The sequence below is a fragment of the Arthrobacter sp. LjRoot78 genome (genome assembly GCF_964254335.1).
Taxonomy (GTDB): Bacteria; Actinomycetota; Actinomycetes; order Actinomycetales; family Micrococcaceae; genus Arthrobacter.
This window is the reverse complement of sequence record NZ_CAXUTG020000001.1, coordinates 1,180,951-1,196,493: the sequence shown is the minus strand read 5'-3', so window position 1 is coordinate 1,196,493 and position 15,543 is coordinate 1,180,951. Positions and strand designations below refer to the sequence as shown.

Here is a 15,543-nt window from a genome sequence, read left to right as displayed (position 1 = left end):
TCCCCATGACCTCCCCCGCAACGTTCAACTCCCTGGAACTCAGCACCACGACGGCGGACCTCACCGCCCCGGTCATCTCCCGTTCCAACGTCCTCGTGGTCGGCGGCGGCCCCGCAGGCGTGGCCGCGGCCGTCACCGCAGCCCGCTCCGGCGCCAAGGTCACCCTGCTGGAACGCTACTCATCCCTCGGCGGCCTCGCTTCCGGCGGAATGGTGCTGGTACTGGACGACATGATCAACGGCCAGGAAATCACGGTCACGGGCATCGTCTCCGAATACGTGGAACGGCTGCAGAAGCTGGGCCTAGCCGTCGTCCCGCCGGCCGATGACCGCAAGACCTCCGAGGAACTCTGGAACAAGTGGGGCCGCTACGGCACCTTCGATTTCCACTCCCACACCAACCCCAAGCCCATCTGCTACGCCGCGGCATTCGACCCGGACGGCTGGAAGCGCGTCTCCAACGACCTGGTCCGCGAGGCCGGCGTGGACCTCCGCCTGCACTCCTGGTTCTCCCGCCCCATCGTGGACAACGGCGTGATCAAGGGCGTCATCTGCGAAACAAAACTGGGCCCGCAGGCCTTCATGGCCGACGTCGTCATCGACACCACCGGCGACATCGACGTCGCCTCCCGGGCCGGCGCCAGCTACGCCAAGGACAACTACCTCACCACGCTCGTCTTCCGCCTGGGCAACGTGAACACGGACGCCGCCGAAGCCTTCGAGCAGGCCAACCCGAAGGAAGCCCGCGCCATCAACCGCAAGATCAAGCGCCTCCTCGGCGGCGCCTGGGAACTGTGGTGGCTCAAGACCCCCATCGACGGCGTGGTCTGGTGCAACGCCCCGCACATGACCGGCTTCGACGGCACGGACCCGGCGGACATGACCGCAGCAGAGTTCGCCGCCCGCGACCGGATCTCCGAGGCCGTGGACTACGTCCGCGCCAACCTGCCCGGTTTCGAAAACTGCTACATGCTGGACGTCGCCTCGCAGATGGGCGTCCGTCAGACCCGGCTGCTGCAGGGCGAGTACGTCATGACCAAGGACGACGTCACGCAGCGCCGCCACTTCGCCGACACCGTGGCCCGCGGCCGCGACTACTACTACCCTTACCGCTCGCTGCTGCCCAAGGAAGTGGATCAGCTCCTCGTCGCCGGCCGGCACTACTCCGCCACCCCCGAGGCGCAGAAGATGTCCCGAGAAATCCCGCCCTGCATGGCCATGGGCCAGGCCGTCGGCGCCGCCGCCGCACTCGCCGTCGAAAACGGCCTCCTGGTCCGCGACGTGTCCGCGCTGGACATCCAGCAGGGCATGCGCCGGCACGGCGCCGACCCGGGCGACGTCCCGTCGTCGAACGCCACCGTTGACGCCGAAGCGGCGGTTCCGGCATGAGCACGGTGACGTTGGAAACGACAGAGCTGGAACGCACGACGGCGGCACCCGCCGCCGCTGCTGAACCCACCACTACCCCGCTGCCGCTGGACGGCATCAAGATCGTGGACTTCACCCAGGTGTTCATGGGCCCGTCCTGTACCCAGATGCTGGGCGACTACGGCGCGGACATCATCAAGGTGGAACGCCCCGGCGCCGGGGACATCTCGCGCAACTCGTTCCCGGACAAGGACGGCCAGGACAACCCGATTTTCCTGTCCATCAACCGGAATAAGCGCAGCGTCTCGATCGACACGCGCACCGAGGAAGGCCGGAACGTACTGCACGCCATCATGGCGGACGCGGACGTGGTGGTCAGCAACTTCCGCTCCGGTGTCATGGAACGGATGGGCTTCGGCTACGAGGAACTCAAGGCCGAGAATCCGGGCATTATCTGGGCCTCCGGCACGGGCTTCGGCCCCGTGGGACCGTACTCGCACAAGGGCGGCCAGGACGCGATCGCGCAGGCCTACTCCGGTGTGATGTGGCGCCGGGAATCGGACGACCAGAAGCCGTCCATCTACCCGACCACGCTGTGCGACTACATCACCGGCATGCACCTCATGCAGGGCATCCTGCTGGCGCTGCGCACCCGTGAAACCTCCGGCGTCGGCCAGAAAGTGGAGGTGACCATGTACGACTCCATGCTGCACCTGCAGATGCAGGAGGCGTGCATGCAGCTCAACCGCGGCTACGAGGTCAACTGGGGCGCCATGCCCCTCAGCGGCGTGTTCGAAACCACCGACGGTGCCGTGTGCATGGTGGGCGGTTTCACCCCGGACCCGCTGGCCCGCATCTCCGAAGCCCTCGGGCTGGACGAGGACCTGACGCAGCGGCCCGAGTTCGCAAACCTGGAGCAGCAGTTCGCGCACAAGCCGGCGCTGCAGGCCATCTTCCGCGAGCGCATCGCCACGAACACCACCGAGTACTGGACCGGCAAGCTGGAGGACCAGGGGCTGCTCAACGCCCCCGTCCACACCCTGGAACAGGCCCTCGCCGATGCGCAGACCGAAGCCAACGGCATGATCGTCGAGGCCGAACACCCCGGCGTCGGAACAGTGCGCATGCTCAACGCGCCCATCCGGCTCTCCGCCACCCCTCCCACCGTCCGCCGCGTGGCGCCCCGGCTGGGTGAGCACAACGTGGAGGTCCTGCTCGAGAACGGTTTCGACGAGGCCACCATCAAGCGTCTTCAGGAACTCGGGGTGCTCCGGTGACGGCAACTTCTGTGGAAAGCACGACGGCGGGCGCCGCTTCCGCTGCCCCCTCACCAGTGGACCAGGTCACCCTGACCATCGAGAACCATGTGGCCACGGTGGTGATCGACCGGCAGCACGTGCTAAACGCCGTCGACGGCACCGCCCAGGCACGGCTCAACGAGATCTGGGCGCAGCTGGAGGCCGATCCCTCCGTGCGCGCCGTGGTCATCACGGGTGCGGGCACGCGTGCCTTCTGCGTAGGGGCGGACATGTCCGCCTCGGCCGTGGACAAGACCGGCCTGGAGTACTGGGCCGGCCTGGATCCGAACGGTTTTGGCGGGCTTAGCCTGCGCACGTCGCTGGATGTGCCCGTGATCGCCCGGGTGAACGGCTACGCACTGGGCGGCGGCATGGAGATCGTGCTCGGCGCGGACATCGTGGTGGCGTCGGAGAACGCCAGGTTCGGGCTGACGGAACCCCGGGTGGGGCGTTTGGCGCTCGACGGCGGCATCCACCAGCTGGTGCGTCGCATCCCCTACACCCAGGCGATGGGCATGCTGCTGACCGGCCGGAAAGCTGACGCCGCGGAAATGCAGTCCATGGGACTGGTCAACGAGGTGGTCCCGGCAGAAGAGCTCGACGCCGCGGTGCAGCGCTGGGTGGACCAGGTCCTTGCCTGCGCCCCCACCTCCGTCCGGGCCGTGAAGCAGATGGTCACGCAGACGCAGCACCTCGCTGCCAAGGAGGCACGCGGGCTCCGCCTGCCGGCCCTGATGGCGGCGCTCGACAGCGAGGACTCGGCCGAAGGCGTCCGCGCCTTCCAGGAAAAGCGGCCGCCGGTCTGGCCCGGCCGCTGACCCCCAACAAATTTCGAGGAGGATTCCATGAACGAACCACAGAATGATGCAGCCGGGAACGATCCCCGCGAACCACAGGCACGCGAATCCCTGGCGCCCGGCGTCTGGGGCGTGGTGGCAACGCCGTTCCAGGGCAGCACCCTGGACGTGGACCTGGACAGCCTGTCCGAACTGGTGGAGCACTACGAAGCCATCGGCGCCACGGGGCTGACGGTCCTGGGTGTGTTCGGCGAGGCCGCGGCCCTCACCGCGGAGGAGCGCCGCCAGGTGCTCGAGATCGCCGTCGAATGCACGGACCTCCCGCTGGTCGTGGGCATCACCGCGCTGGCCACCCGGCCCGCCATCGACGAAATCAAGGCAGCCCAGGCCGTGGCCGGCGAGCGCCTGGCGGCCGTCATGGTGCAGGCCAACTCCGCCCGGCCCGAAGTGGTGATCGCACACCTGGACGCCATCCACCGGGCCACCGGCGCGGAGGTGGTCCTGCAGGACTATCCGCTGGCCAGCGGAGTCAGTATCAGCACCAAGGCGCTCATTTCCGTGGTGAAGTGGTGCAGTTTCGTTGTCGCGGTGAAGGCCGAAGCGCCGCCCACCAGCGTGGCCATCGCGGAGCTGACGGCCGCCGTCGAGGTTTCCGTTTTCGGCGGGCTGGGCGGGCAGGGCCTGCTGGACGAGCTGATGGCCGGCGCAGCGGGCGCCATGACCGGGTTCTCCTATCCCGAAGCATTGATTGCCTGTGTCCGCGCCTGGCAGCGCGACGGGTACGAGGCCGCCCGCGACCAGCTGCTGCCGTACCTGCCTCTGGTCAACTTCGAGCAGCAGGCCAAAATCGCCCTGGCCGTCCGGAAGGAGTGCCTGCGGAAGCGCGGACTCATCAAGGATTCGGGCGTCCGGGCTCCGGCCGCGGAGTTCCCCGAGAGGCTGCGCTACAGCATGCTCACGCACCTGCGGGAAGCCGCCGCCGCGCTCGAGTCAGCTGCCACCCACGAACACACCGCTGTAGGGAGTTACTGATGGACCTCGGAATCGCCGGAAAAACCGCCCTGGTGGCCGCCTCCACCGGAGGCCTGGGCCTCGCTGTGGCCCGCGCGTTGTCCGCCGAGGGCGTCCGCGTGGCGGTCATTGGCCGCCGCCGCGATCGCGCCAAGGAGATCGCCGCCGACCTCCATACGGCGTACGGCACAGGAGCCATCGCCATCGAGGCGGACCTCACCACGCCGGAAGGCATCGAGTCCGCCGTCGACCAGACAGTGGCGGACCTCGGCCCCATCGACATCCTGGTGCTCAACGGTCCGGGCCCCAAGCCCGGTGCCGCGGCGACGCTCAGCTCCGAGGACATCGCCGCCGCGTTCGAGCTGCTGGTCAAGCCGCACCACGCCCTGATCTCGCAGGTGCTTCCCGGCATGCGGGAACGGCGCTGGGGCCGAATCCTGGCGGTCGGGTCCAGCGGAGTGGTGGCCCCGCTGCCCAACCTGGCCGTGTCCAACACCGGCCGGGCCGCACTGGCCGGCTACCTCAAGACCCTCGCCGCCGAGGTGGCTCTGGACTCGGTCACAGTCAATATGCTCCTTCCCGGCCGCATCGCCACGGACCGGGTGGCCGAGCTGGACCAGGCCGCCGCCAAGCGCCGAGGCACCGCCGTGGAGGAGATCCAGCTCGAATCCCGCAAGACCATCCCCGCCCGCCGCTACGGGGAGCCGGAGGAGTTCGGCGCCGCTGCCGCGTTCCTGTGCAGCGCCCCGGCGTCGTACATCACCGGCGTCGCACTCCGCTGCGACGGCGGCCTGATCCGCAGCCTGTAGCTCCTCAGACCTCCCCACGATTCCCAAAGGAACCCCATGACTTCCACAGCCACCGACGTGACCACCTCGACCGACCGCGAACTCATCACCGCCAGGCACCTCATTAACGGCGAATGGCTCGGCGAGGCCGACACGGAGCGGATGAACCCGGCCCGCCCGGGCGAACTCGCAGCCCTCTCCCCCAGCGGCACCGCCGCGGACGTGGACGCCGCCATCACGGCCGCCGCAGCAGCGCAGCCGGGATGGGCGGCACTGCCCGCACCGTCCCGGGGCGCCATCCTCATCACAGCCGGAAACCTGCTGATCGAACGCCAGACCGCCATCGCCGAGGATCTGGTCCGCGAGGAAGGCAAGACCCTCGCCGAGGCAAAGGGCGAGGTCAAGCGTGCCTCGGACGTGCTGCGCTTCTTCGGCTCGCTCGGCTGGGCCGCCACCGGCGAAGTGCTGCCCAGCGGCCTGCCGGACACCACCATCACCACCCGTCGCGAGCCGCTCGGCGTCGTCGGGCTGATCACGCCGTGGAACTTCCCCATCGCCATCCCGGCCTGGAAGTCCGCACCGGCGCTGATCAGCGGCAACGCCGTCGTTATCAAGCCGGCCGAACTCACCCCGCTCTCCGCCACGCACCTCGCCCGCGCCCTGCAGGATGCCGGGCTGCCCGCCGGCGTGTTCAACGTGGTGCACGGCAAGGGCCGCGTGGTGGGCGACGCCCTGGCCCGCGACCCGCACATCGCCGGGCTCTCCTTCACCGGCTCCACCAACGTGGGGCTGGGACTGCAGGAAATCCTGAACGCCCGCCGCGCCCGCGTGCAGCTGGAAATGGGCGGCAAGAACGGCGTCCTGGTCCTCGACGACGCCGACGCCCGCAAGGCCGCCAAGGTGATTGCCGCCGGCGCGTTCGGGCTCACCGGCCAGGCCTGCACTGCCACGTCCCGGGTCTACGTCACCCCGGGCATCCGCGCCGCGTTCCTTGACGCGCTCACCGAGGAAGCCGCGCAGTACACCGCCGGCGACGGCATGGACGCCCCGATGGGGGCTGTGGTGAGCGGCCAGCAGTTCACACAGAACACCGCGGCCGTGCGTTCCGCCGTCGAACGCGGAGCCACGCTGCTGACCGGCTCCGGGATCCTGGACGAAACGCACGACGGCGACGCGGACCGTCCGCTGCACTTCCCCGCCGCAGTGCTCACGGACCTGCCGTTCGACGACGCCGCCGTCACCGAGGAGATCTTCGGCCCCGTCGTAGCGGTCCTGGAAGTGGCCGATTACGAGGCCGGGCTGGCCGCCATCAACGACTCCCGCTACGGCCTCACCGCCGGCATCTGTACTGATTCGCTGAAGCTCGCCACGGACTTCGCCGCCCGGGCACAGGCCGGCGTGGTCAAGGTCAACCGGCCGACGGCGGGACTGGACCTGAACGTGCCGTTCGGCGGCGTGAAGGACTCCTCCACCAACACGTTCCGCGAGCAGGGGAAGTCCGCGCTGGACTTCTTCACCTGGGGCAAAACCGTATACACCGGTGTGTAGCGCACCATGACCTACGTGATCGCGCAGCCGTGCGTGGATGTGAAGGACAAGGCCTGCATCGAGGAGTGCCCCGTGGACTGCATCTACGAGGGTGAACGCTCGCTGTACATCCACCCGTCCGAATGCGTGGACTGCGGTGCGTGCGATCCGGTGTGTCCGGTGGAGGCGATCTACTACTCGGACGACGTTCCCGATGAGTGGGCCGAATACATCCGTGCCAACGTGGAGTTCTTCGAGGAGCTGGGGTCGCCGCAGGGTGCCTCCGCCCTCGGGAACCTCGGCCGCGACCACCCGGTGGTGGCGGCCGAGCCGGTGGCAGAACCCACCCACTAGATCAGCGCGAACGGACAGTTGAGGCCCCGCCGTTCGGGGCCTCAACTGTCCGTTCGCGCTTAAGCCGCCGTCACCTCACCGTGCGGACCAGACCTGCCGGAACTTGCCGCTGCGGTCGGGCCGGGGCGGCTCGTCTGCGTGCTCAATCGCGACCGGTCCGGCGCCAACGGCAGCGAAGTACTCGTCCAACCGCGCCGTCACCGCCGTGCGCAGCACGGCCAACGCGGCACCCGGCTCCGCCTCGAGCCGCACTGTCAGGTTCCCCGGTCCCGTGCGGATGGCCTGGAACCTGCGCACTCCTGGCGTCTCCTCGATCACCGTGCCGAGTGCCAGCGGAAGGACTGTCACGGCGGTCCCGTCCGGTGCCGCAAAGGAGACGAGGTCGCCCGTCCGGCCGTCGATACTCACGGATGGAAACGGGCTGCCGCACGGGCACGGTTCCGTGGCGAGCGTTACGCGGTCACCGAGGTCGTAGCGGATCAGCGGCTGCACCCGGTTGGCCAGGTTGGTGACGAGCACCGTGTGTGAGGTGGTGCCTGCCGGGACCGGCACGTAGTTCGCGTCCACGGGTTCCAGGATGTACCAGTCCGTGTTGATGTGGAAAGCGCCGTACCGGCACTGGCTGGTCAGCGCCGGGACCTCCGAGGAAAGATAGCGTTGGGTGACCCGGCAGCCGAACGCCGCTTCGATGGATGCCTGTCCGGTGGCGGACAGGTTCTCGCCGGAACAAATGGCCAGGACGGGCCGGATCCTGAGGCGCCCGGCCTTCTGCTCCGCGGCCAGCTGGATCACCGCGCTCGGATAGCCGAACAGCAGGGTCGGCTTGAAGGTGTTCAGTTCCTCCACCAGCTCGGGCAGCGGCCTCAGCACCGAGAAGACCCGGAGGCGCCGGGCAATGGCGGGGGCCCGCCGTCGGGCGTTTTCGGTCAACACGACGCCGGCGAAGTGGCCGCCAGACGCCACGAGGGCCGCCGCCCGCAGCCCTCGGAGCAGGAAGTGCCGCACTTCCGAGGCCCTCACCAGGGTCCCGCGTTCCCGGATCCGGACCACCACGTTCACCATCACCCAGGAGAACCGGTCATGGATCAGGACAGCCGGCTCACCTGACGTGCCGGACGTGGTCACCACCAGGTACTGCCCGCGGTAGAGGCTGCCCAGCTGTGACAGGTCGGAGAGCAGGTCCGACTTCAGCTTCGCCAACGAGATGTGCGGGTCCGTCACCCAGTCGTCGAAGTTCGCCATCAGCTCCCGTTTGCCCACCGGCGGAAGCTGGTTCGGCCCGGTGACCGTGTCCGGGAGGTCCCGGTAAAGGCGGCGATAGTACGGCGACGCGGACCGGGCGAACTCCACGAGTTCCGCAAGCCGGGCCTGCTGCAGGCGTTTGATCGCCTCCGGGCCCCCGCGCTCAGCACGCCAGGTGTCCCACGCGACCCGGAGCGTCCATCCGGAAAGTCCACGCACGGCAAGTGTCCTCTCCGGATCAGTCCTCGGACCCATGTCCCACCATCGCACGTCTGCTGGCACCATAACAGGGGCCTTCTTCCCCCTGTCCCGCCCAATTGCTGGACTTCGCAGCGGGCGCCGATCAGACTGTCTACAACAGCTGGCCCGGCCGTCCGGAATTACCCGCATTCCGGCCTTCCAGGAACGAACAGCTGGAATATTGGGGCTTTACCGAAATGCCTGATCCACACCCTCGAAAGGACCTGGCCATGCCGGACTTGTCAGCATTCTTCCCGCTAATTGCCGCCATCATCGGGGCGGTTCTCGTCGTCGGCTTTGTCTGGGTGGCAATAAAGCTGATGTGGAAGGTGGCCGAACCCAACGAGGCCCTGATCATCTCCGGTTTGACCCGCGGAACCTTGGAAACGCGGGCCGGAATGGACTTCAAGATTGTCACGGGCAAGGGTGCGCTGGTATTTCCCGGACTTCAGACAGTGCGGACCCTGTCCCTGACGCTGAACGAAACTGAGCTCAAAGTTTCCTGTGTTACCTCGCAGGGCATACAGGTAATTGTGGAGGGTGTTGTTATTTACAAAATCGGCGACGCCCCGCCCTTCATTGCAAATGCGGCCAGGCGCTTTCTGGGCCAGCAGCCCAAAATGGAAAGCCAGGTATATAACGTCTTTGAAGGACACCTGAGGTCGATCATTGGCAGCATGACCATGGAGGAAATCATCCGCGAGCGTGACAAGCTCGGTTCGCAGGTCCGCAGCGCCAGCGGCGTGGAAATGGAGAAGCTGGGCCTGGTGGTGGATTCGCTCCAGATCAAGGACCTGCAGGACCCCACTGGCTATATCCAGAACATCGCCAAGCCGCACATCGCCCAAGTGAAGATGGAAGCCCGGATTGCCGAGGCCACCAGGAACCGCGAGGCGGCGGAGAAGGAAGCGGAGGCCGCCGCACTCATTGCCGATGCGCAGAGTGTCTCGGCCATCCGGCAGTCCGTGGCGCAGGCCAACGCCGAACGGGCCAAGGCCAATGCCGCCCAGGCCGGGCCGCTGGCAGATGCAACCGCGCGGCAGCAGGTGGTGGTCCAGGAAACCGAGGTGGCCAAGCTTGAGGCTGACCGCGAAGAGCAGAAACTCCAAACCACCATCCGCAAGCCCGCCGACGCCAAGGCCTACGCCAAGCGCACGGACGCCGAGGGCCAGAAGGCGGCCGACATCAGCGCCGCCGAGGCGCTTGCCCGCCGCACCGAACTCGAAGCCCAGGTGAACGCCCGCCGGACGGAACTCCAGGCCCAGGCAAATGCCACCGCTGCTGCGGCCGCGGCAGGGGCCACCAAGGTCACCGGCGAGGCGGAAGCTGCAGCCACCCGGGCGCGCGGTGATGCTGCCGCCTCTGCCATCAAGGCGAAGGCGCTGGCGGAGGCGGAGGGCATCAAAGCACGCGCCGAGGCCCTCGGGACCAACCAGGACGCTGTTATTTCGCAGCAGCTCGCCGAAAACATGCCAGCCATCATCGCAGCTGCGGCGGAGCCGTTCTCGCACGTGGGACAGATGACGGTGCTCAACGGCGGGGAAGGCGTCAACAAGATGCTCGGCGGCATCCTCGCCCAGGTGGGCGACTACCTCCCGGCCCTCTCCTCGGCGCTGAGGAACAGCAGGGAAGGCAAACGTCCGGCGAAAGCCCCTGATGCGTAAGGACGTCGACCGCAGCCTCACCGGCAAGATCGGGCGGGTGACCGGGCGCATCGGCCCGGGCACCATCGGCGAAGTCATGCTGCCCTACCTCGGCGGCATCATGGCTTTCCATGCACACCCGTTCGATAAGACCAGCGTGTACGCGGTGGGTGATGAAGTACTGGTGATCTATTTTGATCCGCCGCAGACGGTCTATGTGGATGAACTGCCGGAGGTGTTGAGGCACGACGGCGGCCGCTGAGTCGCGCTTCAGGCGCCGCTGGGCGCCTGCAGCCGTGACCGACCGACAACCGTGGCAGCCGGCATCCGCGGCCGGCCGGGATCAGAACCTCCAGAGGGAGTACGGAACACTGGGCAGGTTGCCCGCCATCCAGGGCCGTTCGGACTCCTCCCGCGGCAGGATCCCCCGGCCGTCGCGTAGGACCACCACCACCGTTCCGATCACCCCCAGCAGGGCAACGACGGCAAGGAAAATCAGGACGACGACGATTGGCCCGGACATCACTGGAACACCTCTGCTATCAATTTTACGGCGTCCCGATCCGGCTGTAGAGAACCCCGCACACCGGTCGGTGGCACGCTCCCGGTCCGCCGTCTTCCGGTCCGCAAGCGTGGAGGTCTGGACGGTGAGACAGCTCCGGGCGTATCCTGATTTTCCATTGCCTCTGGGGGGTGATCTGGATGGTGCGTACTTTCCGTGATCGTTGCCGGTCTTCCGTGCGCCCGCTCCTGCTCGCCGTCGTTCTGACCGGTTCCTGGCTGGCGTTGGCCGCCGGCCCGGCGAATGCCGCCTCTGATGCTCCGAACCCGCTGGGCGGGATTGGGCAGGCGGCCGCGTCGCTCGTCCAGGACATCGTCCCGGACGCCGAGCCGCAAGCCGTTCAGGAACCCGACGAACCTCCCGTTCAGGCTGTCCATGACGTCCCAACTCCGGCCGTCCGCACTGCTGCGATCGTCGTGGACGTTGTGGATCCTGTGCTCAGCGGAACAACTCAAGTCGTCAGCGACGTCGTGGACACCGCCGCTCCGCTCCTTCCGGCCGCGCCGCTCGTTGATACGGTCACAGATTCGGTGACCGGCACAGTGGACGAGTTCGGGTCGGTGGTGGATTCCCTCGCTTCCACCCTGCCGGACCTCCATGTGCCTACGGCGCCACTTCCGACGGACCCCGTGTCCACTCTTCCACGACCACAGGTCCCGCCCCAGGTTCCAAGGCAGAAGCCGGACACGGCCGCGCCCGGTCACCCACACGGAACCCGAGTCCCGCCGTCGGAGTTTCCCTCACAACGTGCCGCAGCCACCAGCGGCGTTGAGGCAGCCTCCAGCGTTGCCCGAGTCCAGCCCGCAGGAGGTGCGCCGCAGCTGGTCAGGAGCGCGCTTTCTTCGCTGCAGTTCCTGGCGAATACGCACGCTGTGCGAGCGCTGGCAGCAACCATCGGCTATGTGGTTTCCGCCGGGCCCACGCCGGCTGACGAACCTGCCCCCGAAGGGGGGTTCCGATTCGCTGGCGTCCAGAACCAGTCCGGGTCGGCGTCCTCAGGCACGGGCAGCGCAGGCGCCGAGACGTCGGGCGATGTCGACGGGTTCTGGAACTTGCTGCCCGATGCCGGCCGCTGCCTCGTGCCGGACGCCGCCCTCGTCCTGGCCGCGAGCCCGTCATTTGATCCGGGGTCTTCCCCCGACTGAGCAGGTCACCTCTGCGCTTTTTCAGGCAGAACATGGCCACCACCGACGCCATCGGCGTACGGAATAGAAAACTCAGTCAGGAGAAAAGTCATGTCCGTCCACACCCAGCTTTCCAGCGCCACCGTGATTGTCCGCTCCGCACCCGCCCAGTCCCGCATCGGCAACTGGCCCGACCCCATGCAGTCCCGCATCGGCAACTGGCCCGACCCCATGGGCCGGGCGGGTTCGGCGGCAGGCCGCTGATCATCAGGCCGGTCCGGATGCTGTCCCTTGTCTGCCTGGGGGTGTCAAGGGGCAGCATCCGGGCCCTGTAATTTACCGGGTCATGTAATCGGAGGCCCACTACGAGGCTGCCACTGGCAGCCCGCCGGCGGCGAGCGCCGCCGTCGTCGTGCCCGCCGCCGTCGTGCACCGCGGCCGTCGCGCCTCAAGGCAGCCCCGCTGTTAACCCAACCTTCCCTTGCCCGTCATGCCCGCTCCCCCTCGGCGCAACGCACCGCCCGCACCGTGGAGGTGTGAGGATCGCAATTGTTGCTGAATCATTCCTGCCACTGATGAACGGGGTGACACACTCCATCCTTCGGGTGCTTGAGCATCTGCAGGAGAGGGGCGATGACGTGATGGTGATCGCCCCGTCGACACAGGACACAGAGGTCCTGGATGTGGTGCACGGCGCCTTTGTGCACCGGCTCCCGTCCGTGCCGCTGGCCGGGTACACGAACGTGCGGGTGGCGTTGGGCGGTGTGAACCGGGTCAAGAGAATCCTTGCCGATTACGCGCCTGACGTTGTCCACCTCGCATCCCCGTTCGTACTTGGCTGGCGGGCAGTGCAGGCGGCCCACCAACTGGGCATTCCCACAGTGGCGATCTACCAGACCGAGGTCCCCAGCTACGCGGCGCGCTACGGTGTGCCGTTCATGGAGAACTGGGCCTGGAACCGGGTGGAAAACATCCACCTGCTGGCTTCCCGGACTCTGGTGCCGTCCACTTTCGCGCTGAACCAACTGCGCGGCCGCGGGGTATTGCGGGTGGACATGTGGCGGCGCGGTGTGGATACCGCGCGGTTTGCGCCGGGAAAGCGCGACGACGGGTGGCGGGCATCCGTTGCCCCGGACGGCGAGCGGATCATCGGCTACGTGGGCCGGCTGGCCGTTGAAAAGCAGGTGGAGGATCTGGCCGTGCTGGCCGATGTGCCGGGAACCCGGCTGGTGATCGTCGGTGCCGGTCCGCAGCGCGAGGCGCTGCAGGAGGCCCTGCCGAACGCCGTGTTTGCGGGGTTCCTGGGCGGCGAGCAGCTGGCCAGGGCGGTGGCGTCCTTCGACCTGTTCGTGCATCCGGGCGAGTTCGAGACCTTCTGCCAGACCATCCAGGAGGCCATGGCATCGGGCGTTCCGGTGGTGGCCACGGGCCGCGGCGGTCCGCTGGACCTGGTGGAGAATTCCCGCACGGGCTGGCTCTACAAACCGGGCGACCTTGCCGGGCTGCGTGCCCATGTCATGGATCTGATGGGCGACGACGCCAAGCGCCGCGCGTTCGCCGCGGCAGCCCACGCATCGGTCCAGGGGCGGACGTGGCCGGCGCTGAGCGCGGAGCTGGTCCGCCATTACCGGGCGGTGATCGCCGGTGAGCCGGTGGTTGAGCCTGTCGGAACCACACGATTCCCGGTGGTTGAGCCTGTCGAAACCCAACGAGGAGCAATACTGTGAAGATTTCCGTCATCGGGTGCGGCTACCTTGGCGCCGTGCACGCGGCAACGCTGGCGTCGATGGGCCACACCGTGGTGGGCATCGACGTCGACGCCGCCAAGGTGGAGCAGCTGGCCCGCGGTTTCGCACCGTTTTTCGAGCCCGGCCTGGACGAGCTGCTGCAGGACGGCCGGACCACCGGCCGGCTCACGTTCTCCACGGATTTCGCGGACGCGGCCGGCGCAGAGGTGCACTTCCTCTGTGTGGGTACGCCGCAGTCCAAGACGTCCGACGGCGCCGACCTCAGCTACTTGCTCGCCGCCACCGAAAGTGTTCTGCCGCACCTTGGCCCGCATTCCGCCGTCGTGGGTAAATCCACGGTCCCGGTGGGGACTGTCGATGTGCTGGCCGGCATCCTTTCCGGGCGACCGGATGTGCTGCTCGGCTGGAACCCGGAGTTCCTGCGGCAGGGCACCGCAGTGAAGGATTCGCTGGTGCCGGACCGCCTGGTCTACGGCGTGCCGGGCGGCAACGCTGCGGCGTTCGACCGGACAAGCGGTGCCGGCCCCGGTGTGACGGCGGCCCTGGATGCCGTGTACGAGCCACTGCTGCGCACCGGGATTCCGCGGCTGGTATGCAACTTTGCCACGGCGGAACTGATCAAATCGGCGTCGAACGCTTACCTGGCCACGAAGGTCAGCTTCATCAATGCGATGGCCGAGCTGTGCGATGCCTCCGGCGCGGACGTCACCGAACTGGGTGAGGCGATGGGGCTTGATCCGCGGATCGGCAGCCGGTACCTGCATGCCGGGCTGGGCTTCGGCGGCGGCTGCCTGCCCAAGGACATCCGCAGCTTCCGGACCCAGGCCGCGGCGCTGGGTGTGGGGTCGGTGGACGACTGGATGGGAACGGTGGATGCCATCAACCTGGGCCAGCGGTCGAGGACAGCGGACATCGCCCGCCAGCTCTGTGGCGGCAGCCTGGCCGGGCGGACGGTGACGGTGCTGGGTGCGGCGTTCAAGCCGGACACGGACGACATCCGCGACTCCCCTGCCCTTGATGTCGCCCTGCAGCTGGCCGAGGCCGGGGCACACGTGACCGTGACGGATCCGAAAGCCATCAACAATGCGTGGATGCGGTACCCGCAGCTGCGCTTCGAGGCCTGCACCAACCGGGCTCTTGAGGGCGCCGAGCTGGTGCTGCTGCTGACGGAATGGGACGAATACCGTTCGTTGTCTCCCGAGGATGCAGGGACGCTGGTACGACGGCGGACGGTGCTGGACGCGCGCAATGTGCTGGACGCTGCGGCATGGCAGGCGGAAGGCTGGACGGTTCGTGGTTTGGGGACCGGGCTCACTACGGGTGCCGCCGTTGAGGTTGCCGGACACGGGCGGTCAGGGTCTGAAGCCTCGCAGCCCGGTTGATCCCGCCGCTTGGAAGTGTCCTGCGCTACCTCTGGCCCAGACTCATAAGTCTACTTATTATAGTAATAAGGCATGCCGATCAGGTTTGGGGGCGAAGTACAGGTGGACCAGGCGACGATCCTCAGTTACGCCGCCGGCTACGTTGCGGCTTTAATCCTGGCCTTCCTGATACTGCTGCCCGTGCTGATTCCCGCCCTTCTGCTCCTGCTGGTGGCCGGGTCGGTGCAACTCCTGCTGCTGGGGGTGGGGGCACTGGCCCTGGGCTTGTACCGGTTCACGGCCAGGCTGTTCCACGCGCTGGCGCGGGCGATCAAGGCCCGCGGGGATGGACCGCGCCGAAGCCACGGAGCCGGCCCTCTCCATCTGCACTGACGCCGCTTCCCATGTGACAAGCGGTTCTTCCCGGCGCCCTCTATGATGTGCGGAGGGGAGGACATGCCATGAAGAATTTGCGGTCTCA

16 protein-coding genes are annotated in these 15,543 nt (G+C 67.7%); 14 read left to right on the top strand and 2 right to left on the bottom strand.

Features of this window, described 5'->3' with window-relative positions; genetic code table 11:
- Positions 1–5 precede the first annotated feature (5 nt).
- Genes ACSQ1X_RS05640 through fdxA form a run of 7 tightly spaced genes read left to right on the top strand, consistent with a single transcriptional unit; the run spans position 6 to position 7,142 of the window.
- Positions 6–1,388, top strand: coding sequence for an FAD-dependent oxidoreductase (locus ACSQ1X_RS05640; RefSeq protein ID WP_436056974.1), 1,383 nt, complete (start codon positions 6–8; stop codon positions 1,386–1,388).
- The gene (locus ACSQ1X_RS05635) at positions 1,385–2,644 is read left to right on the top strand and encodes a CaiB/BaiF CoA transferase family protein (protein ID WP_055804279.1); all 1,260 of its coding nucleotides are present in this window, start codon (positions 1,385–1,387) and stop codon (positions 2,642–2,644) included. The genes ACSQ1X_RS05640 and ACSQ1X_RS05635 overlap by 4 nt, the downstream gene beginning before the upstream one ends.
- Positions 2,641–3,483: an enoyl-CoA hydratase-related protein gene (locus ACSQ1X_RS05630; protein WP_436056973.1), complete on the top strand. Its 843-nt coding sequence runs from the start codon at positions 2,641–2,643 to the stop codon at positions 3,481–3,483. The genes ACSQ1X_RS05635 and ACSQ1X_RS05630 overlap by 4 nt, the downstream gene beginning before the upstream one ends.
- 27 nt (positions 3,484–3,510) lie before the next feature.
- A complete protein-coding gene (locus tag ACSQ1X_RS05625) occupies positions 3,511–4,494 on the top strand; it encodes a dihydrodipicolinate synthase family protein (RefSeq protein WP_436056972.1) in 984 nt (327 codons plus the stop codon).
- On the top strand, positions 4,494–5,282 hold the full coding sequence (locus ACSQ1X_RS05620) for an SDR family oxidoreductase (protein ID WP_436056971.1): 789 nt from the start codon (positions 4,494–4,496) through the stop codon (positions 5,280–5,282). The genes ACSQ1X_RS05625 and ACSQ1X_RS05620 overlap by 1 nt, the downstream gene beginning before the upstream one ends.
- A 36-nt stretch (positions 5,283–5,318) precedes the next feature.
- Complete coding sequence (locus tag ACSQ1X_RS05615) at positions 5,319–6,809, top strand: aldehyde dehydrogenase family protein (RefSeq protein ID WP_436056970.1); 1,491 nt, start codon at positions 5,319–5,321, stop codon at positions 6,807–6,809.
- 6 nt (positions 6,810–6,815) lie between these two features.
- A complete protein-coding gene (gene fdxA / locus ACSQ1X_RS05610) occupies positions 6,816–7,142 on the top strand; it encodes a ferredoxin (RefSeq protein WP_436056969.1) in 327 nt (108 codons plus the stop codon).
- A 75-nt stretch (positions 7,143–7,217) separates the two neighbouring features.
- Here the strand turns inward: fdxA and ACSQ1X_RS05605 are convergent, their stop codons facing one another.
- Positions 7,218–8,603 carry a phenylacetate--CoA ligase family protein gene (locus ACSQ1X_RS05605; RefSeq protein ID WP_436056968.1) on the bottom strand — a complete coding sequence of 462 codons (1,386 nt, stop codon included), beginning with the start codon at positions 8,601–8,603 and terminating at the stop codon, positions 7,218–7,220.
- Between the two features lie 251 nt (positions 8,604–8,854).
- On the opposite strand from ACSQ1X_RS05605, the gene ACSQ1X_RS05600 reads away from it, so the two are divergent.
- Positions 8,855–10,288, top strand: a complete 1,434-nt coding sequence (locus ACSQ1X_RS05600) for a flotillin family protein (RefSeq protein ID WP_436056967.1) — start codon at positions 8,855–8,857, stop codon at positions 10,286–10,288.
- The gene (locus ACSQ1X_RS05595; protein WP_055804300.1) at positions 10,281–10,529 is read left to right on the top strand and encodes a hypothetical protein; all 249 of its coding nucleotides are present in this window, start codon (positions 10,281–10,283) and stop codon (positions 10,527–10,529) included. The genes ACSQ1X_RS05600 and ACSQ1X_RS05595 overlap by 8 nt, the downstream gene beginning before the upstream one ends.
- A gap of 81 nt (positions 10,530–10,610) precedes the next feature.
- Here ACSQ1X_RS05595 and ACSQ1X_RS05590 read toward each other — a convergent pair whose 3' ends face one another.
- A complete protein-coding gene (locus tag ACSQ1X_RS05590; RefSeq protein WP_436059268.1) occupies positions 10,611–10,790 on the bottom strand; it encodes a hypothetical protein in 180 nt (59 codons plus the stop codon).
- A gap of 179 nt (positions 10,791–10,969) precedes the next feature.
- Between ACSQ1X_RS05590 and ACSQ1X_RS05585 the strand changes: the two genes are divergently transcribed.
- The 5 genes from ACSQ1X_RS05585 (at position 10,970) to ACSQ1X_RS05565 (ending at position 15,455) form a co-directional block, all read left to right on the top strand.
- Positions 10,970–11,974, top strand: a complete 1,005-nt coding sequence (locus ACSQ1X_RS05585) for a hypothetical protein (RefSeq protein WP_436056966.1) — start codon at positions 10,970–10,972, stop codon at positions 11,972–11,974.
- 90 nt (positions 11,975–12,064) lie between these two features.
- Positions 12,065–12,217 (top strand): hypothetical protein, encoded by a 153-nt coding sequence (locus ACSQ1X_RS05580; protein WP_156372449.1) that lies wholly within the window; start codon positions 12,065–12,067, stop codon positions 12,215–12,217.
- 272 nt (positions 12,218–12,489) lie between these two features.
- Positions 12,490–13,680, top strand: a complete 1,191-nt coding sequence (locus ACSQ1X_RS05575) for a glycosyltransferase family 4 protein (protein WP_436056965.1) — start codon at positions 12,490–12,492, stop codon at positions 13,678–13,680.
- On the top strand, positions 13,677–15,083 hold the full coding sequence (locus ACSQ1X_RS05570; protein ID WP_436056964.1) for a UDP-glucose dehydrogenase family protein: 1,407 nt from the start codon (positions 13,677–13,679) through the stop codon (positions 15,081–15,083). The genes ACSQ1X_RS05575 and ACSQ1X_RS05570 overlap by 4 nt, the downstream gene beginning before the upstream one ends.
- A 72-nt stretch (positions 15,084–15,155) precedes the next feature.
- The gene (locus tag ACSQ1X_RS05565; protein ID WP_436056963.1) at positions 15,156–15,455 is read left to right on the top strand and encodes a hypothetical protein; all 300 of its coding nucleotides are present in this window, start codon (positions 15,156–15,158) and stop codon (positions 15,453–15,455) included.
- Positions 15,456–15,543: the final 88 nt, after the last annotated feature.